The sequence below is a fragment of the Paraburkholderia sp. BR14320 genome (assembly GCF_040948665.1).
Classification (GTDB): Bacteria; Pseudomonadota; Gammaproteobacteria; order Burkholderiales; family Burkholderiaceae; genus Paraburkholderia; species Paraburkholderia youngii.
Genome location: NZ_JBFPKG010000029.1, coordinates 1 through 20440, shown reverse-complemented (window position 1 = coordinate 20440; position 20440 = coordinate 1). Strand labels below are relative to the sequence as shown.

Below are 20440 nucleotides of genomic sequence, written 5' to 3'. Positions count from 1 at the left end.
ATGCGTGCCGCGTGGAACGGGGCTTGCGCCCGCATTCCACGGGATTTTTCAGCATCCGGCATTCAGCAGACGAGGCATTCGATGGACGGTCATATCCGCAGCGAGCGGGAAGAATTTTTTGAGCAGTTGTGCATCAGCGTCGACGCGGACGAAGCGCACGAACAGGAAGCGATCGAGTTCTTCGAGAACCAGTTCGACCAGCCCGACTTCGATCCCGCGCAATGGCTCGATATCGCGCTCTACTACTCGCCTGCCGTCGCGCGCGGCATCGTCGAGATGGTGACGGCCGACGACAAGGCACGCAGCAACATCGCCGAAATCATCGCCGACAATCTCGACATCTCTTACGGCGAGGACGAGTGCCAGCAATTCGCCGAGACGATCGAATTCGCGCTGAACAACGGCGTGCCGGTCGATCTCGACGTGGTGCTCGACGGCTGCCAGCGCGCGATCGACGATCTGGACACGTGGGCCGACGAAGACACGAAGGCGCCGCTTCTGCGTCTGCGTGAGGAACTGCTGCGTCAGCAAGGCGAGCGCTAGGCAAGAGGCTCGAATCTCCCCGCCGCAACGCTAACTCCGCAACACTGCAACACCGGCCGGCGCGCTCGCGCCGGTTTCTTAAGCGTATGCCGTAATCCGCAGCCCCAGCGGAAATTCTCGCGGCAAGCCAGCCTGGATGCCTCACGCACGCTCCCTGTGGACGTGACGGACATCCCGCCGGCTATGCCGAAATGCTCATCCAAAACGCCACGAATTGCCAAGACGACGGCAATTTGGCTTTCTATATTCGCCCCAGATTGACCCCGCGAACACGCTGTGAAGCGCAACGTCACTGCGCGTATTCCAGCATTGTGAGCGGCGACCGATCCTTCGTAGCCTTGCGATGCGCGAGGGCTCCCCTCGGCCTCACGTGTCGTACCGCATTGCTGTCGTACCGCTTTCATAACAACCGTCGATGCAAGGAGAGACCATGAGTCTTCGCAACACGCTGAAACCGCTGGCCATGCTCGTGGGTGCGATGTTTGCCGTCGCGCCTGTCGCCAGTTTTGCCGACGACCTGCCGGTCAAGATCGGTTTTGCCGCGCCGCTGACGGGCGCCAATGCCGGTTACGGCAAGGATCTGGAAAACGGTGTGCGGCTCGCGATCGACGAAGCCAACGCGCAGAAGATCAAGATCGGCGAGAAGGTCGCGCACTTCGAGATCGTCTCGCAGGACGACCAGGCCGACCCCCGCGTCGGCGTGCAGGCCGCGCAGAAGCTGGTCGATTCGGGCGTCGCGGTGGTGGTCGGCCACTTCAACTCGGGCACGACGATCCCGGCCTCGCAGGTCTACGAGCAGGCCGGCATTCCAGTGCTCGATCCCGCCGCGACGAATCCGATCATCACGGGCCGCGGCTTCGCGAATACCTTCATGGTGATTTCGACCGATGCGCAGAACGCCGGCAACGCAGGCATTTATGCGGTCGAGGTAACGAAGGCCAAGCGCATCGCGATCATCGACGATCGCACCGCGTTCGGCCAGGGCGAAGCCGACGAGTTCGAGAAGGCCGTGAAGGCGCACGGCGGCACGATCGTCGCGCGCGACTACACCGACAACCACGCGGTCGACTTCAGCACGCAGATCACCAAGTTCAAGGGTGCCAATGCGGACCTCGTGTTCTTTGCCGGCCTCGACAGCCAGGCGGCGGGTTTCGCGCGGCGCATGAAGCAGCTCGGCCTGAACGCGCAACTGGTCGGCGGCGGCGGCGTGATGGACGAAGACTTCATCAAGCTCGCGGGCGACGCGTCCGACGGGGCGATGGCCTGGGAATACGGCCGCCCGCTCGCGCAACTGCCGGGTGGCAAGGACTTCAACGCGAAGTTCAAGAAGCGCTTCGGCGCGGATGTGCTGTCGTATGCGCCGTTCGGCTACGACGGCGCATGGGTCGCGATCAAGGCGATGCAGCAGGCCAAATCCGACTCGCCGAACGTGTACCGCCCGGTGCTCAAGTCGATCGACTACGACGGCGTGACCGGCAAGATCTCGTTCGACAACACCGGCGCGTTGAAGAGCGGCGCGTCGACGCTGTATCAGGTGAAGAACGGCGCGTGGGTGCCGGTGGTGACGAAGAGCGGCACCTAAGCTCGCCGTCCAGTGAATCGTAGCGGCCCTGCCCGGCTTACGGCCGGCGCGGGCGCGCTACTGCCTCGCGCTCGCCGCCCGGACGACCACCTCGGCATCCAGATCGCGCTCGATGCGCACGAGGTCGTCGCGAATCGCCGCGAACTCGTTAGCCGTACACATCTGGTGGCCGAACGCGGCGCGCAGATGCCGGGTGACCTGCAAGGTGCGCGTCGCCGGATCGAACACGTAGCGCGACGCAAATGAGAGCAGCGGGTCCTCGACCGTGCTGTCGGTCGGCAGGTCCGTCACGCGCACGAAGCGCGGCAAACTCATTTCCAGCGTCTCATCGAACTCCCCGCCGATGCATGCCCACGGCTGCGTTCTGACGGGCTCCGCTAGCCACGTCTCGATCTGCGAGTTCATGCCGCCGGCGAGGCTCGTCAGCGCCGGCACCGCGGTCGTGCCGTCCGGCCAGATCAGATGCGGCACGCTGCCCTGCATCGAGGTCGCGAACGGTCCGCCGGTCACGTCGACGTCGTCGGTCTGCAACTGCGCGGTGCCATGCAAGCCCGTTTTCAGCAGACGGCTCGCGGCAATCTGCTGCGCGCCCTGGCGCGTCGCGCGTCGGAACGTGTTGCGTTCGATCTCCGCGGGATAGCCCCGGTCTTCGACGCGGTACGCGTAACGCGCGGTGCCGTTTTCATCGATGTCGATCTGCACGCGCGCGTTGCGTTCGTGCCGCTGAGTGGCCGGCGTGCGCGCGAGCACGCCATCGCCGACGAGCAGCACCGGCCGGTCCATCACGCCGCCAGGCAAATAGCCGAACGCGGTGCCGCCCGCCGTCGTGTCCGCGAATTGCGCCAGCTCGGGAATCCAGATGATCGCGTGATTGATCGCGCTCGCGCCGTAGCCGGGCGCCTCGGGCAGCGTGTAGTACGGGCCGAGATTCAGCAGCACCGGTTCGCTGCGAATGCCGACCGCCGCGAGCAACGCACCGTATAGCGCGACGTGGTCCTTGCAGTCGCCGTAGCGGTTGCGCAGGATATCGGCCGCCTTGTGCGGAATCGCCGCCGTCTCGCCGAGAAAAAGCGCGACGTAGCGGATGTTCAGACGCATCCAGTCGTATAAGACGCGGGCTTTGTCGCGCGGATCGCTGAGGCCGGCCGTCAGTTGCCGAGCGAGACTGACGATCGCCGGATCGTCGCGGGTCGCGTCGTTGTCGGCGGGACCGCGATAGCGCTCGGCGAAGCTCGCGAAGTCCGGCACCGTCGACACCATCAGCCGGTCGCCCCAATTCGCGTAGCCGACCGCGCCCGCTTCGACGCGCGGATACGGGCCGTGCCGATAGTCGAACTCGTAGCGGGTGCGCCCGTTCGCGGTGACGGGCGGTACCGCGACGTAGCCGCGTGCATCCGTATAGAGCGGCACGTCGGCGGGCAGATCGAAGATCAGACGCTGCTCGTCGACGGGCTCGAGCGACGGCTCGACCAGATAACCGAAGGTGCCCACCTGCAGCGGCTTCGCGCGGGTCTTGCGAAACGCCAGATGCACGCGCGAGCCGGTCGTGACGCCGGGGAAGATCACCGTGCGCAATACCCCGTCCTCGAAGCTCGGCGCGCCGGACGAGCGCGGCTCCTGCACGTCGCGGATCGCTTCGGGACCGACCGCATGGGCGGTGCCGTCAGGGTCGATCGTCTCGGCGGCCAGCAGTTGCACCTGCTCGATGTCCTTGTTGAACCACACATAGCGTTGCGCGATCGCGTCGACGCCGCTGGCCGTGTCGGCGCGCATCACGGTGTCGTCGTGTTCCTCGATGGAGCCGTCTTTCTGGATCACGAACAAATGCACGTCGCGCTCGATCGTCGCAGGAGCGCGTTCGTTGGCGGAGGTGGCGATTTCGGCGGCGATCGCGCAGAGGGGCAACGCGATGCCGCTCGCGGCCGTTAGCGCCGCAAGCAACGCGGCGGCGCGCACGCTTCGCGTGAGCGCGCCGATGCATGCGGCGACCCTGCGCGCGCGCGTCATGAACGACGCACCCCGCTCCACGCGCGCCGCTCGTGGCACGCAAGCCCGATCTCCACGATCGATACGTGCGCCAACGTAACGACGATGTTCTCCAAGATCCACCTCGGCAAGATTCGTGTCGTCGTTGTAGCACATCGCCGGCCCGCGCGCTTCGGGCCGGGCCGGCGTGAATCGCGATCACTCGCCGTCGTCGAGCTGGCTCAGCAGCGCCTGCAGCTTTTCCACGTGCCGCAGCAGCATGTGCCGGTGCTTGTCGATCTGTTCGAGCCGCCCCTCCAGGTCGGCCTGAATGCGGTCGTCGAGCTCGGCCGCGGCCATGACGTCCTCGACCTTCGCACGCATCGACGCGAGTTCGACCGGCGCATGCAGCAGATGCCGCTCGAAGCGCCGCACTTCCTGCGTCGCGACATCGCGTACCTTGCGAAAATGCACATGACGGCGGTGCGCTTCGACATCGAGCGTTTCTTCCTCGACGCGACGCGCGGGCCCCGGCTGCCCAAAGATCGGCTCGGGCCGCAGCACGGTCTTCTTGCGCACCGGATGCGCGGTGCCGCGAAAGCGCGCGAGCGGCTGCTCGTTGTCGATCGCCTCGCGCGCATTCGGCGGAATCTCGTGACCGCTGTGCGGCACGTTCATCCAGCCGCCCGGCAAGCCGGTGACCGCCTCGACGCCGCGCACGAATTCCTCGCTGAATTCGCGCTGGCCGGACAGCATCAGCTTCAGATAGCTCGCGGAAAACGTCATCATGCGCGCGAGCCGGCTCGCGGCGCCAACCTCGCTGGTCAGCAACACCAGGTTCGCGCGCCAGACTGGCAGCAGCAATTCGTCGGAATCTTCCATCGCTGGGTCTTCCATCTTTTCGCCTGATGAATCGATGACCGCGTCGCGCATGTCATCGTTTTGAAAGGGTAGTCGTCTGGCGGTGTCGCGTGCAATGCCGCTGCGCCGCCTTGCTTGCGGTGAGGCCCCGATACCGAAGGTACACGTATGACACGGCAGGCACCGGCCAATTCAGCGCAAAGCACGCTAAAACAGGGCTTACAACACATCGCGTGTTGCATTGACACACGCAATTGCGCACCGTTCCTATCCGCGTCCCTTCGATGTGGCATGCTTACGCGCCGATGCGGCACGCGTCGTGCTGCATTGGTCGCTCCACAACATTGACTTAAGGGTTTTGTAATGAAGAAAATCGTTCTCGCCATCGCCGCAGCCGTCGCTACCCTGAGCGCGATCGCCCCCGCTCAAGCTTATGAACATCACCACGAGTGCCATAAGGTGAAGGTTCATCATCACTGGGAAAAGCGCTGCCACTAATGGCGGTGAAACCGTGTCCAAGGACGCGGTGCACATAAAAAGCCCCGCTTTCGCGGGGCTTTTTTTCATGGCGCGCCGCGTCGTGAAACAGCCGGCGCACGATACGCTGTGCGCGCTCGACGCCCAAACCATTCCATATGATCGCGCCGATGTGCAATCACGGACACAAGCTGTTACACCTTCGCGATCCGCTAAGCGATGCACGCCGACGGGGCCTGCGAGGCACCCGTCAGGACACCTCTGCGTCAGGCTGCTTTCACGCGAGCGAGCGCCGTCGTCACCAGCGCTTCGAGCAGCGGCGCGACCTTCGCGGCGAGGGCTTCATCGTAGGCATAAGGCAAGCGCTCTTCCATGTACGTGATCTGCGACAGTTCGAGTTGCACCGCATGCACACCCTCTTCGGGCTGGCCATATTGGCGCGTGATATAGCCTCCCTTGAAGCGGCCGTTCGCGACCGCCGTATAGCCGCCGTGGCGCTCGACGAGCGCGGCCAGTTCGTCAGCTAGTCCCGGCGCCGCGCTCGCACCGTTCGACGTGCCGAAGTTGAAGTCCGGCAGACGTCCGTCGAAAAAACGCGGCACGCGCGAGCGGATCGAATGCGCTTCCCACAGCAGCACCTTGCCGTGCTTCGCCTTCAGCGCCGCGATCTCGCCGGTGAGCGCGTCGTGATACGGCTTCCAGTACGCGTCGCGACGGCGCGCGACTTCGGCGTCGTCGGGCAGATGGCCGTCGCGATAGAGCGGCTCCTTGTCGAACGTATCGACCGGCAAGAGACCCGTGGTGTCCTGCCCCGGGTACAGATTCGCGCCGTCGGGCGGACGGTTCAGGTCGATCACGTAGCGCGCGTAGGTCGGCGTGAGGAACGACGCGCCGAGAACCTTCGTGAATGCGTAGAGGCGATCGAGATGCCAGTCGCAATCGTCGGTGCGTTGCGCGACAGGCGTCATCGTCGCGGCAATGTCGGCGGGGATTTGCGTGCCCAGATGCGGGATCGAGATCAGCAGCGGCAGGCTTCCCTGATGCAGGGAGAAAACCGGCGTGAGGTTCGAAGCAGTCATGTCAGTCCGGAATCAGTGGGATCGGAGAATCGGTTCGGCGCTCGTCGCCATTATTTGAGCAGTTCCGCGAGCGCCGCGCGATAGCGCGCATATGCGCCCTCTTCGTCGCGATGCCGGCGATCGTCGACAACCTTGATGCCGCCCGCATAGACGTCGCGGATCGGCGTATCGCCGTGCTCGCAGAATACAACGCCCGACAGCCACGCTTCTCCCTCGTGCTCGGCGATGCTTGAATGATCGGCGTCGAGCACGAGCCAGTCCGCGCGATGGCCGGGCTGCAACGCACCGACCGCGCGGCCGGTTGCGCGCGCGCCGCCGTCGAGCGCAGCCGCATACAGGCGGTCCGCGACATGCGGAGCCTGCGCCGACGCCAGCACGTTGCGCTGCCGACGCGTCAGACGCTGGCCGTATTCGAGCAGACGCAATTCGGCGCGCCAGTCGACGCCGATATGGCTATCCGAGCCGACGCCGATGCGGCCGTGCGCATCGAGATAGTCGTACGCCGGGAAAATGCCGTCGCCGAGATTGGCCTCGGTGGTCAGACACAAACCGGCGACCGCGCCGCTCTTCGCGAGCGCGAGCGTTTCGTTCGCATCGACATGGGTCGCGTGCACGAGACACCAGCGGCTGTCCACGTCGAAACGATCGAGCAGCCATTGCACCGGCCGCGCGCCTTCGGTTTCGATGCACGCGTCGACCTCGGCAGTCTGTTCGGCGATATGGATATGCACGGGCGCGCTCGCGTCGATGCCGCCAAGCAGCGCGCGCAACGATGCTTCCGATACCGCGCGCAGCGAATGCGGCGCCACTCCGTAACACAGTGCCGCATGTTCGGGGCGCGCGGCGCGCAGCGTGCCGAGCAGATCGAGCAGGCTCTCCGGCGTATTGATGAAGCGCCGCTGATCGTCGCGCGGCGCCTGCGCGCCGAAGCCGCTGTACTGATACAGCACCGGCAGCATCGTCATGCCGATACCGCTCGCCGCTGCCGCATCGACCACGCGCTGCGCCAGCTCGGCCTGATTCGCGTAGCGCTGGCCGTCCTGCGCGTGATGCACGTAGTGGAACTCGCACACCGACGTATAGCCCGCCTTCAGCATTTCGATGTAAAGCCACTGCGCGACGCTCGCGAGGCCTTCCGGCGTGATGCGCGCGGCGAAGCGATACATCAGGTCGCGCCACGACCAGAAGTTATCGGTCGCGTTGGCGCGATATTCGGTGAGCCCAGCCATCGCGCGCTGAAACGCGTGCGAGTGAAGGTTGGGCATGCCTGGCATCAGCGGGCCGGCCGCTTTCGGCACACCGGCCGGCGCTCCGGGTTGATCCGGCGTGACGGCGCTCAGCGTGCCGCGCGCGTCCCATTCGAGCAGCACGTTGCGGCGCCAGCCCTCGGGCAGATACGCGTCGGCGGCGAACAGCGATTGATTGGATTGCGTCATCTCTCAGGTTCTAGTTCGGGTTCAGGTCACACTCGACCCGCGCCGCGTAAACGGTTTCGCCCGCGCGCACGACGCGCGCGCACAACGGCCGGCCAATCCAGTAAGCGAGCTCGGCCAGCGAATCGACCGACCACACCGCGAAGTCGGCCGCGCGACCCACCTGCAGCGCACCGTGCTCCCCGGCTTTGCCGAGCGCGCGCGCCGCATGCGTCGTGACGCCTTGCAGCGCCTCGGGCACGGTCATGCGAAACAACGTGCTCGCCATGTTCATCATCAGCAGCAACGAAGTCGCCGGCGACGTGCCCGGGTTGCTGTCGGTCGAAATCGCGATCGGCACCTCGTAGCGCCGCAGCAGTTCGAGCGGCGGCAACTGCGTCTCGCGGATGAAGTAGTACGCGCCCGGCAGCAGCACCGCGACGGTGCCCGCTTCCTTCATCGCGGCGACGCCGGCTTCGTCGAGAAACTCCAGGTGATCCGCCGACAGCGCGCGATGCCGCGCCGCGAGCGCGGCGCCGCCGGCGTTCGACAACTGCTCGGCGTGCATCTTGACCGGCAGCTGGTAGCGCGCAGCGGCGTTGAACACACGCTCGCTTTGCTCCAGCGAAAAACCGATGCGCTCGCAAAACACGTCGACCGCATCGACGAGGCCTTCGTCCGCTAGCGCGGGCAGCATCGTGTTACAGACTTCGTCGATATACGCGTCGGCGCGGCCCGCGAATTCGGGCGGCAGCGCGTGCGCGCCGAGAAACGTCGTATAGACCGTGACCGGATAGCGCTCGCCGAGTTGTCTCGCGACGCGCAGCATCTTGCGCTCGCTCGCGAGATCGAGACCGTAGCCCGATTTGATTTCGATCGCCGTCACGCCCTCGGCGAGCAGCGGTTCGAGCCGCGCCGCCGCTTGCGTGAACAGCGAAGCTTCGTCCGCGGCGCGCGTCGCACGCACCGTCGACACGATCCCGCCGCCCTGTCGCGCGATTTCCTCGTAGCTGACGCCCGCGAGCCGCTGCGCGAATTCGTCGGCGCGCTGGCCGCCATACACGAGGTGCGTATGACAATCGATCAGGCCCGGCGTCACCCACGCGCCGCGCAGATCTTCGCGCGGCCATCCGGCGTATTGCGCGGGTAACTCGGCGAGAGCGCCGAGCCACGCGATGCGGCCGTCTTCGACGGCGATCGCGGCATCGGCGAGCGTGTGGCAAGGATCGCCCTGCGGGCACAAATTCAGGTGATGCCAGACGGTTTGCTTCATCGCGTGCTCTTTGCCGCTCGTTGCGTGTCTGTGGATAGGTTGGCCGTCATGGAGCGCATGCAATGCCTCATCACGTATGAATCGTCATCGCGTGTAGCGGATCGTGATGGCGAGCACCGCGCCGTCGCCCGTTAGCGTGCAAGCGAGCGCGCTCGGCCCGTCGACGCGCAACGTATCGCCGGTGTCGAGCCGGACCGCTTGCGCGTGGTCCGCCGTCAACGCGACCGTGACCGCGCCGCCCGCGCAAAACAGCAGCGCCACGTCGCCATCGAGCACGCGCCGCTCATTCTGCTTTGCGCCGACACGCCACACGTCCAACTCGCCCTGCGCCACGTCACGGCGCACCATCAGGTTGAAGTCGCGCGTCGCGCCATCGACGAGCTGCGCGTCGATGCGCGTCTCGCCGCTAAAGCGCGCCAGATCGAGCGGCTGTCGCAACACATGCGTGTTGACGACGCCCGCATCGCCCAGCTCATCGAGCAGCATGCCCGCGCCCGATAGCAACACGAGCGTCCGGTCGACCCCGTCGAAGCGCGAGAACGGCCCAGCCTGCGCGACCTCGGCGACGCTCACGCGCCACACGAAGTCGGCGCTCGCCGCGCCCTGCCCGCCGCGTGGCGACGGAAACGCCGCGACCTCGCGCGTGACGCCGCCGCCGTTTTTCCACGGCGCCGCCACGAGCTCGGCGCCGCGAATCAGCGTGACGTTTGCGATGTCGCCCGCGTGGTGGGCCTGGATCACGATCAGCGGCCCAGCATCGGCAGATTGAGGCCAGCCTCGCGCGCCGTTTGCTGCGCGAGTTCATAGCCCGCATCCGCGTGACGCATCACGCCGGTGGCCGGATCGTTCAGCAGCACACGACCGAGGCGCTGGTGCGCGGCTTCGGTGCCGTCCGCGACGATCACGACGCCCGAGTGCTGCGAGAAGCCCATGCCGACGCCGCCACCGTGATGCAGCGACACCCACGATGCACCGCCCGCAGTATTGAGCAGCGCGTTCAGCAGCGGCCAGTCGCTGACCGCGTCCGAGCCGTCCTTCATCGATTCCGTTTCGCGGTTCGGGCTCGCGACCGAACCGGTGTCGAGATGATCGCGGCCGATCACGATCGGCGCCTTCAGCTCGCCGTTCTTGACCATTTCGTTGAACGCCTGGCCGAGACGATAACGATCCTTCACGCCGACCCAGCAAATCCGCGCCGGCAAGCCCTGGAACGCGATGCGTTCGCGCGCCATGTCGAGCCAGTTGTGCAGATGCGGATCGTCGGGGATCAGTTCCTTGACCTTCGCATCGGTCTTGTAGATGTCCTCGGGGTCTCCCGACAGCGCGACCCAGCGGAACGGGCCCTTGCCTTCGCAGAACAGCGGGCGGATATACGCCGGCACGAAGCCGGGGAAATCGAACGCGTCTTCGACGCCCATTTCGAGCGCCATCTGACGGATGTTGTTGCCGTAGTCGAGCGTGGCCGCGCCGCGTTCCTGCAGAGTCAGCATTGCCTGCACCTGCCTCGCCATCGACTGCTTGGCCGGCGTGACGATGCTGTCCGGCGCGGTCTTCTGACGCTCGCGCCAGTCTTCCACCGTCCAGCCCTGCGGCAGGTAGCCATGGATCGGATCGTGCGCGCTGGTCTGGTCGGTCACGCAGTCCGGCGTGATGCCGCGCGCGACGCACTCGGCGAACACATCCGCGGCGTTGCCGAGCAGCCCGACCGAGATCGGCTTGCCGGCCTTCTTCGCTTCGTCGATCATCGCGAGCGCTTCATCGAGCGTCTTCGCTTTCCTGTCGACGTAGCGCGTCTTCAGACGGAAGTCGATGCGCGTCTCGTCGCATTCGACCGCGATCATCGAGAAGCCCGCCATCGTCGCCGCGAGCGGCTGCGCGCCGCCCATGCCGCCGAGGCCGCCGGTCAGAATCCAGCGGCCCGCAGGCTCCCCGTTGAAGTGCTCGTTCGCGACCGCGAAGAAGGTCTCGTAGGTGCCCTGCACGATGCCCTGGCTGCCGATGTAGATCCAGCTGCCCGCGGTCATCTGGCCGTACATCATCAGGCCCTTGCGATCGAGTTCATGGAAGTGTTCCCAGGTCGCCCAATGCGGCACGAGGTTCGAATTCGCGAGCAGCACGCGCGGCGCGTCCGCATGCGTGCGAAACACGCCGACCGGCTTGCCCGATTGAATCAGCAGCGTTTCGTCTTCGTTCAAATCCTTCAGCGACGCGAGGATCTGGTCGAAGCAATCCCAGTTGCGCGCGGCACGGCCGATGCCGCCGTACACGACGAGCGCGTGCGGATGCTCGGCGACTTCGGGGTCCAGATTGTTCTGGATCATCCGGTACGCGGCTTCCGCGATCCAGGTCTTGCAGGTCTTTTCCGCGCCGCGCGGTGCGCGGATCGTGCGAGTCGGATCAAGACGCGGATCGATGTGTTTCGGATTGTTCATGGTGTCCCTCGGAATGCGTGACGATGTTCGATAAAGATTCGGCGAAGACGAAAAAGCGCGAAAAAGCGCGAAAAAGCGAATTCAGAAATGCCCAGTGAAGCGGTAACGGGTGCCCGGGTGCCACAGGTTCGCGATCGAAGCGACCGCGCCTTGCGACCACGTGCGCCGGTGCAGCACCAGACACGGCTCGCGTTCGCTCATGTTCAACAGCTCGCGCGTGATGTCGTCGGCGGCGAGCGCCTCGATGCGGTACTCGACGCGCTGCAGCGGCGCGACGCGCATGAGGTACTGGTTCGGCGTGGTGTTCGTGAAGTCCTGCAGCCCGTATTCGGGCGCGACGGCCGGATTGACCCAGCGTTCTTCGAGCTGCACCGGCTCGTCGTTTTCGAAATGCAGCAGACGCGAATGAAACACGGGGCTGCCCGCGCTCACCTGGATCTCTTCGGCGAGCGCCGCGTCGGCGATGCTGGCGCCGATGTTCAGCACCTTCGCCTGATAGCGGTGACCGCGCGCGACGATTTCATCGGAGATGCTGCGGATCGCCACCAGGGTCGACTCGTACTTGGGCCGGGCGACGAACGTGCCCGAGCCTTGTACGCGTGTCAGCACCTGCTCCGAGGTCAGCTCGCGCAACGCGCGGTTGACCGTCATGCGCGCAACGCTGAACTCGCGCGCAAGCTCGTTTTCGGAGGGCACCTGATCGCCTTCGGCCCATTCGCCCGCATGGATGCGCGCGAGGATGAAGTCCTTGATGCCCTGATAAGCGGGTGCGTTCATTGTTTCGATCCGCGCTCTCGTCGACTCATTGTTCCGACACGAACGAGAACGGGCTCAGCTTCGCGACCGCGCCGGCCTGCACGAGCTTCGTGACCGCCGCGATATCCGGTGCGAAGTAGTGGTCGAGCTCGTAGTGCGCGACGTCCTTGCGCACGAGGTCCATCACCTTCTGCAAGCTCGGGCTGGTCTTGTGCGGTGCGCGCAGATCGACGCCCTGAGCGGCGGCGAGCAGTTCGATCGACAGGATGTTCGCGGTGTTGTCGGCGATATCGCCGAGCTTGCGCGCGGCGAACGTCGCCATCGACACGTGGTCTTCCTGGTTCGCCGAAGTGGGCAGCGAATCCACCGAGGCCGGATGCGCGAGCGTCTTGTTCTCCGACGCGAGCGCGGCAGCCGTCACGTGCGCGATCATGAAGCCCGAGTTCACGCCGCCATCCTTGACGAGGAACGGCGGCAGGCCCGACAGCGTCGCGTCGATCAGGAGCGCGATGCGGCGCTCGGCGAGCGCGCCGATTTCCGACGCGGCGAGCGCAAGGTTGTCCGCCGCGAACGCGACCGGCTCGGCGTGGAAGTTGCCGCCCGACAGCACTTCGCCGGTGTCCGGGAAAATCAGCGGATTGTCGGAAACCGCGTTCGCTTCTGTCAGCAGCGTTTCGGCGGCCTGACGCATCTGGTCGAGACACGCGCCCATCACCTGCGGCTGGCAGCGCAGGCTGTACGGGTCCTGCACCTTGTCGCAATCGGCGTGCGACACGTTGATCGCCGAGCCTTGCAGCAGCGAGCGATAAGCCGCGGCCGCGTCGATCTGGCCTTGATGGCCGCGCAGTTCGTGGATGCGCGCATCGAACGGCTTGACCGAGCCCATCGCCGCATCGACCGACAGCGCGCCGGCGACGAGCGCCGTGCGGAACAGGTCTTCGATCGCGAACATGTTGTAGAGCGCAAGCGCGGTCGACGCCTGCGTGCCGTTCAGCAGCGCGAGACCTTCCTTCGCCTGCAGCGTCATCGGCTTCAGGCCGACGAGCGCGAGACCTTCGGTGGCCGGCATGCGCTCGCCCTTCGCGAACACTTCGCCGACGCCGAGCAGGATCGCCGACATATGCGCGAGCGGCGCGAGGTCGCCCGAAGCGCCAACCGAACCCTTGACCGGGATCACCGGCAGCACGTCGGCGTTGAACAGCGCGATCAGCGCTTCCATCACTTCGCGGCGGATGCCCGAGTGGCCGCGGCCGAGGCTCGACAGCTTAAGCGCGATCAGCAAACGCACGACCGGGCGCGACATCGGCTCGCCGACGCCGACCGCGTGCGACAGCACCAGATTGCGCTGCAGCAGTTCGAGCTGATCGCGCGGGATGTGCGTGCTGGCAAGGCGGCCAAAGCCGGTGTTGATGCCATAAGCCGGCTCGCCCTTGGCGGTGATGTCGGCGACTGCCTGCGCGCACGCGTCGATGGCGGCGTGGCTCGCGGGATCGAGTTGCAGGGTGACCTGCTCGCGTGCGATCTGGCGCAGTTGCGGGAGGGTCAGGTAGCCGGGCTTCAGAATCATGGTTGTCGTCCTGTCTATACAAGTTCAAATAAGTCTAGCCGGCGAGTCTTGTATATACAACTTCTTTTTCGAGATTTCCTGCCTGGGGATTTCCATTATTTGCGGCGTGGTTCGGCGCGGAATCGGCAAGTTTGGCCGCGGGTCGCAAGCGGCGATGCGAGACGCATGGATCGGCGTGGGCTCTGCGGCCGACCCACAGTTGTATATACACCTTCGCGGTACGGGTCGGCCGATATCTGAGTTATAGGAGAGAAGGCGCCGCGACGCGGATCAGAGCTTGACCCGCGCCGCGATGAAATCGAGGAAGCACTGCACACGCCCCGCGAGCGATGCGCTCTGGTAGTACACCGCATGCACCGGCTGCCGTTCGTCGACGAGCAGGTTACCGAGAATCGGTACGAGGCGGTTGTCGCGCACGTCGGCGGCAGTCATGAAGTCGGCCAGACAGGCGATGCCCCAGCCGCTCAGCGCCAGTTGCCGCAAGGTTTCGCCGCTCGATGCGGTGATCGACGGTTCGATCTTCAGCAGCGCGGCTTCGTCCCGCGGTCCCTTGACGCGCTTCGTTCCGCGGCCCCCTTCCCTCAACGGCCAGCGATTCAGATGCTCCGGCGCCGTAAAGCCGATCAGCCGATGCGCGCGCAATGCATCGAGCGTGGTCGGCTCGCCATGCTCGGCCAGATACGCCGGGCTCGCGAGCACGCGCAGCCTGCTCTCGCCGAGCGCGCGCGCATGCAGCGTCGAATCCTGCAGCGCGCCGATCCGAATCGCGATGTCGACCTTCTGTTCGAGCAGATCGACGATCCGCTCGTTGCTGGTCAGTTCGAGCCGGATCTCCGGATACAGCGCCGAAAACGCGGTCATATGCGGCGCCACGCAATGCAGCATGAACGGCGACGCCGCATCGACGCGCAAGCGCCCCGACGGCCGTTCGCGGCCGCGCGCGACCGACTCCTCGGCCTCTTCGAGCGCGTCGAGAATCGCGCGGGCGCGACGCAGGAACGCGTCGCCTTCCTCGGTCAGATGCAGACGCCGCGTCGTACGCCGCACCAGCGCGGTGTCGAGCTTCTGTTCGAGGCGCGTTAGCGCGCGGCTCACGCCTGAGACGGTCTGACCCAGCTTCTCGGCCGCCGCCGTGATCGAACCGCTGTCGATCACGGTGACGAATACGAGCAATTCGTCCGTGGAGGTTTTCATTATTGACTTCAAATCAAGGTTGATTTGAGACTAACACGCTTTTTGCGAGAATCCGCGCGAGCGATACTGCGCACCTGTCCCAGCATTTCCCTCAGGAGAACGTCTTGAAGATTTTCGTTACTGGCGCAAGCGGTTTTATCGGCGGCTCGATCGCGGCGCATCTGGCGCGCGCCGGCCATCAGGTGCGCGGTCTGATCCGCAAGCCCGAACACAGCGCCGAGTTGCAACGGCTCGGCATCGAGCCGGTCATCGGCACGCTCGACGACCGCGCGTTGCTGATCGCCGAAGCGCAAGCGGCCGACGCGGTGATCAACGCCGCGAGCAGCGATCACGAAGGCGCGGTGCGCGCGCTGATCGACGGACTCGCGGGTTCGGGCCAGGTGTTCCTGCACACGAGCGGTTCGAGCATCGTCGGCGATGCGTCGGGCGGCGAAGCCGGTGAAGCGCGCATCTATCACGAGGACGCGCTGCCCACCCCGACCGCCGACAAAGCCGCGCGCGTCGCGATCGATCAGCTGGTGCTCGACGCCGCGCAACGCAACGTGCGCTCGGCCGTGCTGTGCAATACGCTGATCTACGGTCACGGCGCGGTGGCCGGCAGCGCGAGCGTGCAGTTGCCGCGGCTCGTGCGCCAGGCGCAAAAGAGCGGCGTAGTGCGTCATGTGGGCAGCGGCGGCAACATCTGGTCGAACGTGCATATCGACGACGTCGCCGAGCTGTATCGTCTCGCGCTCGATAAAACCCCTGCCGGCACGTTCTATTTCGTCGAAAGCGGCGAAGCGTCGTTCAGCGACATGAGCGCCGCGATCGCGCGCGCGATGAAGCTCGGCGCGCCGCAAAACTGGCCGCTCGAAGACGCGAAACAGGAATGGGGCTACGAAATGGCCTCGTATGGTCTCGGCTCGAATAGCCGAGTGCGCGGCGAACGCGCGCGCAAGCTGCTTGGCTGGCAGCCGCGGCGCACGTCGGTGATCGAATGGATCGAACGCGACATGATGGTGCCGCAAAGCGCCGTCTGACGGGGCTTTGCGCGCTTCACGCACCGTAAACTGTGTAAGCGCGGCCGTTGCGAATCCGTAAGCTCATTTCGCTAGAATCGCGGGCACCTGACGGTGCGATTGCACCGTCGCATCCCCGCTCCGATTCGACCGATGAGCTTCGCGCTGAACTTCGACTGGCTGACCAACCTGATGGCGATTCTGTTCGTCGTCGCGTGTCTGTACGACACGCGCTACGACGAATACGGCGTTCTGACGCTGGCCGCCGCGGCGATGAGCCTCATCGTGATGGCGATGGAAATATTCCTCAAACCCGCCTTCGACATGGCGCTGTAACGAGCTTTGCAACGCTGATACAGCGCGAGGCAGCGCGCCTGCTTAGCGCGGCGCGCGCCCCTCACCCTCCGCGTCGACCCGCTTCACCGCTTCACACCGTGTACGATCCGCAGGCCGGGCACGCCGCGCGCGCGTGATCGTCGTAGCGGTCGTGATGCCTGACCCAGTCGGTCAGATTGCTCTGCTCGTTGCGGCCTTTCGGCGCGATGTCCAGCAGCGCGTAGGTGTTCACGAAGCGCTCGTCGCCGCGCGCGTAGCACGAGTACGTGTGGTACACGTCACCGTTTTCGTCCTTGTAGAACACGCTGTGGCCATGCTGTTCGTCGATGCCGACGTCCTGCTCGGTGAAGTTGTAGAACGCCTTTTTGCTCGCCAGCTGCTCGGGCGTGAACGACACGTGGTAGTCGAAATTGAAATCGCTGCCGCTCGACGACACCCACGGAAACGTCCATCCCATGCGCCGCTTGAACGCGTCGATCTTCTCGAGCGGCGCGTGCGATACCGTCACATAGCTGACGTCGTGATGGACCAGATGCGTGAGAATGCCGGTCATATGGTCCGACAGGAACGAGCAGCCGACGCAGCCCTCCTCCCAGTCCGGGCCCAGCATGAAGTGATAAACGATCAGCTGGCTGCGGCCGTCGAACAGTTCGGCGAGCGTCTTGCGGCCGTCAGGCGTATCGAACGTATAAACCTTGTCGACCTTGACCCATGGCAATTCGCGGCGCTTGCGCGCGAGTTCGTCGCCGGCGCGCATATGCGCTTTTTCGTCGGCGAGAAGCGCGCGGCTCGCGGCCAGCCACTCTTCCCGGCTGCCGATGCGATGTTGCGGTTCCATCTGCGTCTCCTTTCCTGCGCATGCAGGACTTGACCATAAGGTTATGGTTTAGAAGCGCCGGCGCGGAAGTCAAGGACAGGTGGGCACCCAGGACCGGACAAAAAGATACGCGGCACGCCGCGGACCGAACCGCGACGCACCGCGTCAAGGTGGAGAACCACGACTACCTGCAACGAAACTCAGATCGCCCAGCCGCCGAGATAGAACCCGACCAGCACCACCGCGATCGCCACGGTGCCGACATTGAGCTTGCGATACTCGCCGCTGACGACGCGTCCGATCACGAGCGTCGCGAAGCCGAGCATGATGCCGGTCACGATGTTCGCGGTCAGCACGATGAACACCGCGCACACGAGCCCCGCCATCGCGTCGACCATGTCGTCCATATGCAGCTTGCTGACGTTCGACAGCATCAGCAGCCCGACGTACATCAGCGCGGGCGCGGTCGCGTACGAAGGCACCAGCGCGGCGAGCGGCGAGAAGAACATCACGACCAGGAACAGCAGACCGACGACCGCCGCCGCCATCCCGGTCTTCGCGCCCGCCGCGACCCCGACCGTCGATTCGATATACGCGGCCGCCGGCGCGCCGCCGAGCAGGCCCGAGAAGATCGAGCTCAGCGAATCGGCGGTCAGCGCGCGGCCGCCGTTGATGATGCGGCCGTTCTCGTCGAGTTGTCCCGCCTGACCGGCGACCGCGCGGATCGTGCCGGTCGCGTCGAACACGGCGGTCATCACGAGTGCGAGCACGCTCGGCAGCACCGCCATCGACAGCGCGCCTTTCACGTCCATCGCGCCGATCAGCGACGCATGACCCGGCGCGCTCAACGACGGCACCGCGAAGACGCCGTGGAACGCGACGGCCGGATCGATCGCGAGCCCGATCGCCGAGATCGCGACGATCACGATCAGGATCGAGCCCGGCACGCGCCGCCGCACCAGCCCGAAGATCGCGGCGAGTCCGGCGACCGACATCAGCGCCGGCAACGCCGTGATATTGCCGAGCGACACCGGCAGCCCCGCGCCCGGATTCTTGACGACGAGACCGACGTCGTTCGCGGCGATCAGCAGCAGGAACAGGCCGATGCCGATGCCGGTGCCGTGCGCGATGCCGGTCGGCAGATTGCGCAGAATCCACGAGCGCACGCCGGTCACCGAAATCGTCGTGAACACGACGCCCATCAGGAACACCGCGCCGAGCGCGACGTTCGGATGCAGGCCCTTGCCGAGCACGAGGCCGAATGCGGTGAACGCGGTCAGCGAGATCGCGCAGCCGATCGCGATCGGCAGACGCGCCCACACGCCCATCAGCAGCGAGCCGAACGCCGTGGTCAGACACACGGCGACGAACACCGCGCTGGTGTCGAAGCCCGCCTTGCCGAACATGCCCGGCACGACGAATACCGAATAAACCATCGCGAGGAAGGTCGTGATGCCCGCGACGATCTCCTGGCGCTGCGTGCTGCCGCGCGCGGAAATGTCGAAGTAGCGGTCGAGCAAGCCCTTGCCGCGCAATGATCCGGTGTCGAACGATTCGCTCGCGACGTCGGAATTCGCGAGGGCCTGGGGTTCCATCATGATGAGTGCCTCCTTTATCAGCGCGCTGAAACGGCCGCCAGCGCGGCCGTCATCAGGTTCGTCTCGTGGATTTGTTGGTGTGGGTAACGCTTTTCTGAGTCGAAATGTAGGTGAAGAGAACTATGCGTCCAATCGCATGTATGGCATGCCGGGCATGTCGCGCGACTTATAACTTTTGCTTGACGGTCGCTCGCGCTAGCACTGCGCGCGTTTACACCTACGGCATTCGAGCGGCCGCGAAACGGCGCCGGACCCACTTCGGTGATCGCGTTGCAGGCACGCGCCGTGCAGCGCAATATCGGCAGAGCATCGGCGAAACGCCTGCAAGCCAGTCCGCGAAAGCCTGCCCGCGCGGCAGCGCAGGTTAAACTCTGGGCCGTACCCCATTCCAACCGCGGCGGCTCATCGCGCCCGTCCGCACCTGCCCGTGGAGTTTTTCCTGATGACTGGCGGTTTTCCGCGCCCCGCCGGGCGCCTGCCGATTGTCCCGATTGGACCGTTTGGATCGCTTCGCCCGCTCGATTCGCCTGATTCGCTAGAGATGCTTCGACTTTTCCGCTGGCTATGCACCGTGGCCGCGCTGTTCGCGCTCGCCGCGCTGTCCGGTTGCAGCAGCCTGCTGTGGGGTACGCAGCAGGCGCCGATCGTCGACGCGCGGGTGATGCCGGTCGAGCCGGCCAGCGCGCCGGTCGCCGCTTCCGCGCCCGAGCCGGTCGAGACCGAGACGAACGAAGGGCCCGAGGAGCCGAAGAAGCCGAAGAAGCCGGTCGTCAAGCCGCACAAGGTCGAGCCGCCGCCGCCCGTCGTCGCGCCGGCTCCGCCGCCGCCGCCCCCGCCACCGCCGCCGCTGATCGTGCTGCGCACGATCGAGCGCAGCGACGCGCGCACGCTGCTCGACAGCCAGGTGCAGAAGCCCGACGGCAAGGTGGTCGGCCGCGCGGTCGACATGACCACCGACGCGGCCGGCAAGCCGCGCGAGATGGTCGTCAATCTGCAGGGCTTTCTCGGCGTCGGCGATCGCAAGGTGAACTTCCCGTGGGGCACGTTCCACTTCACGCCGACCGCGAAGGGCGCGCCGATCACGCTGACGGCGACGGCGGTGCCGGCCGCCGCGAACAAGACGAACGCGCTGGAGCTGGCGCTGCTCGATGCGACCGTCGAGCGCGCGAACGGCGCGAAGGTGGGCCGCGTGGTCGACGTGCTGATCGACGGCAACGCACAGCCGCAGGCGGTCGTGCTCGACGTGAGCGGCATCGTCAGCACCGACCGGCGCACGATCGCCGCGAACTGGTCGGCGCTGCGCTTCGTCACGCGCGACAAGGAGCTGCATCCGCAGCTCGATCTGAGCGACGCGCAGATCAACGCGACGCCGCCCTATGTGGCCGACAAGCCGATCCGCGCGGTGTCGCCCGCGCCGCCCCCCGGTCCGCCGGCGCAGCCTGCCGCGAGCGCCGCGCCGGCGAGCTCGGCGCCGACGGCGGCGTCGGCCGTCGCGGTTTCCAACGCACGGGCGGTGCGAGGACGGTCCGCACTCAGGTCACGGCGCGAAG

Annotated in this window: 18 protein-coding genes; 6 read left to right on the top strand and 12 right to left on the bottom strand. The window is 65.8% G+C overall.

Annotated elements, in window-relative coordinates:
• The first annotated feature begins 81 nt into the window (after positions 1-81).
• Both AB3X89_RS24355 and AB3X89_RS24350 read left to right on the top strand, forming a co-directional pair.
• On the top strand, positions 82-543 hold the full coding sequence (locus tag AB3X89_RS24355; RefSeq protein ID WP_368585553.1) for a hypothetical protein: 462 nt from the start codon (positions 82-84) through the stop codon (positions 541-543).
• Between the two features lie 430 nt (positions 544-973).
• Positions 974-2125, top strand: coding sequence for a branched-chain amino acid ABC transporter substrate-binding protein (locus AB3X89_RS24350; RefSeq protein ID WP_368585552.1), 1152 nt, complete (start codon positions 974-976; stop codon positions 2123-2125).
• Between the two features lie 57 nt (positions 2126-2182).
• Here AB3X89_RS24350 and AB3X89_RS24345 read toward each other — a convergent pair whose 3' ends face one another.
• Complete coding sequence (locus AB3X89_RS24345) at positions 2183-4132, bottom strand: DUF3857 domain-containing transglutaminase family protein (protein ID WP_368585610.1); 1950 nt, start codon at positions 4130-4132, stop codon at positions 2183-2185.
• A gap of 177 nt (positions 4133-4309) precedes the next feature.
• Positions 4310-4972, bottom strand: coding sequence for a hypothetical protein (locus tag AB3X89_RS24340; RefSeq protein ID WP_026228072.1), 663 nt, complete (start codon positions 4970-4972; stop codon positions 4310-4312).
• Positions 4973-5314: 342 nt separating this feature from the next.
• Here AB3X89_RS24340 and AB3X89_RS24335 point away from each other — a divergent pair, with 342 nt between their 5' ends.
• A complete protein-coding gene (locus AB3X89_RS24335) occupies positions 5315-5449 on the top strand; it encodes a hypothetical protein (RefSeq protein ID WP_013089067.1) in 135 nt (44 codons plus the stop codon).
• A 245-nt stretch (positions 5450-5694) separates the two neighbouring features.
• On the opposite strand, the gene hutG is transcribed toward AB3X89_RS24335, so the two are convergent.
• The 8 genes from hutG to AB3X89_RS24295 all read right to left on the bottom strand — a co-directional run bounded on the left by hutG (position 5695) and on the right by AB3X89_RS24295 (position 15141).
• Positions 5695-6507 (bottom strand): N-formylglutamate deformylase, encoded by an 813-nt coding sequence (gene hutG, locus AB3X89_RS24330; RefSeq protein ID WP_368585551.1) that lies wholly within the window; start codon positions 6505-6507, stop codon positions 5695-5697.
• A gap of 50 nt (positions 6508-6557) precedes the next feature.
• Positions 6558-7943, bottom strand: a complete 1386-nt coding sequence (locus AB3X89_RS24325; RefSeq protein ID WP_368585550.1) for a formimidoylglutamate deiminase — start codon at positions 7941-7943, stop codon at positions 6558-6560.
• Between the two features lie 10 nt (positions 7944-7953).
• Entirely contained in the window at positions 7954-9192 is a 1239-nt protein-coding gene (gene hutI, locus AB3X89_RS24320; protein WP_368585549.1) for an imidazolonepropionase, read from the bottom strand.
• Positions 9193-9276: 84 nt separating this feature from the next.
• Positions 9277-9933: a HutD family protein gene (locus AB3X89_RS24315; RefSeq protein ID WP_368585548.1), complete on the bottom strand. Its 657-nt coding sequence runs from the start codon at positions 9931-9933 to the stop codon at positions 9277-9279.
• A 2-nt stretch (positions 9934-9935) separates the two neighbouring features.
• A complete protein-coding gene (hutU, locus tag AB3X89_RS24310) occupies positions 9936-11624 on the bottom strand; it encodes a urocanate hydratase (protein ID WP_368585547.1) in 1689 nt (562 codons plus the stop codon).
• Positions 11625-11705: 81 nt separating this feature from the next.
• Positions 11706-12401: a histidine utilization repressor gene (gene hutC, locus AB3X89_RS24305; protein ID WP_368585546.1), complete on the bottom strand. Its 696-nt coding sequence runs from the start codon at positions 12399-12401 to the stop codon at positions 11706-11708.
• Positions 12402-12426: 25 nt separating this feature from the next.
• The gene (gene hutH, locus AB3X89_RS24300) at positions 12427-13947 is read right to left on the bottom strand and encodes a histidine ammonia-lyase (RefSeq protein ID WP_368585545.1); all 1521 of its coding nucleotides are present in this window, start codon (positions 13945-13947) and stop codon (positions 12427-12429) included.
• 270 nt (positions 13948-14217) lie between these two features.
• Positions 14218-15141 (bottom strand): LysR substrate-binding domain-containing protein, encoded by a 924-nt coding sequence (locus tag AB3X89_RS24295; protein WP_368585544.1) that lies wholly within the window; start codon positions 15139-15141, stop codon positions 14218-14220.
• Between the two features lie 104 nt (positions 15142-15245).
• On the opposite strand from AB3X89_RS24295, the gene AB3X89_RS24290 reads away from it, so the two are divergent.
• Both AB3X89_RS24290 and AB3X89_RS24285 read left to right on the top strand, forming a co-directional pair.
• Positions 15246-16160, top strand: a complete 915-nt coding sequence (locus AB3X89_RS24290; protein WP_368585543.1) for an NAD-dependent epimerase/dehydratase family protein — start codon at positions 15246-15248, stop codon at positions 16158-16160.
• Between the two features lie 132 nt (positions 16161-16292).
• Entirely contained in the window at positions 16293-16475 is a 183-nt protein-coding gene (locus AB3X89_RS24285) for a hypothetical protein (protein WP_368585542.1), read from the top strand.
• Between the two features lie 91 nt (positions 16476-16566).
• On the opposite strand, the gene AB3X89_RS24280 is transcribed toward AB3X89_RS24285, so the two are convergent.
• Together AB3X89_RS24280 and AB3X89_RS24275 are read right to left on the bottom strand one after the other, a co-directional pair.
• Positions 16567-17313, bottom strand: coding sequence for a DUF899 domain-containing protein (locus tag AB3X89_RS24280; RefSeq protein WP_368585541.1), 747 nt, complete (start codon positions 17311-17313; stop codon positions 16567-16569).
• Positions 17314-17492: 179 nt separating this feature from the next.
• Positions 17493-18890: an NCS2 family permease gene (locus tag AB3X89_RS24275; RefSeq protein ID WP_368585540.1), complete on the bottom strand. Its 1398-nt coding sequence runs from the start codon at positions 18888-18890 to the stop codon at positions 17493-17495.
• 541 nt (positions 18891-19431) lie between these two features.
• On the opposite strand from AB3X89_RS24275, the gene AB3X89_RS24270 reads away from it, so the two are divergent.
• A partial coding sequence (locus tag AB3X89_RS24270) for a PRC-barrel domain containing protein (RefSeq protein ID WP_368585539.1) occupies positions 19432-20440 on the top strand: 1009 nt, incomplete at its 3' end.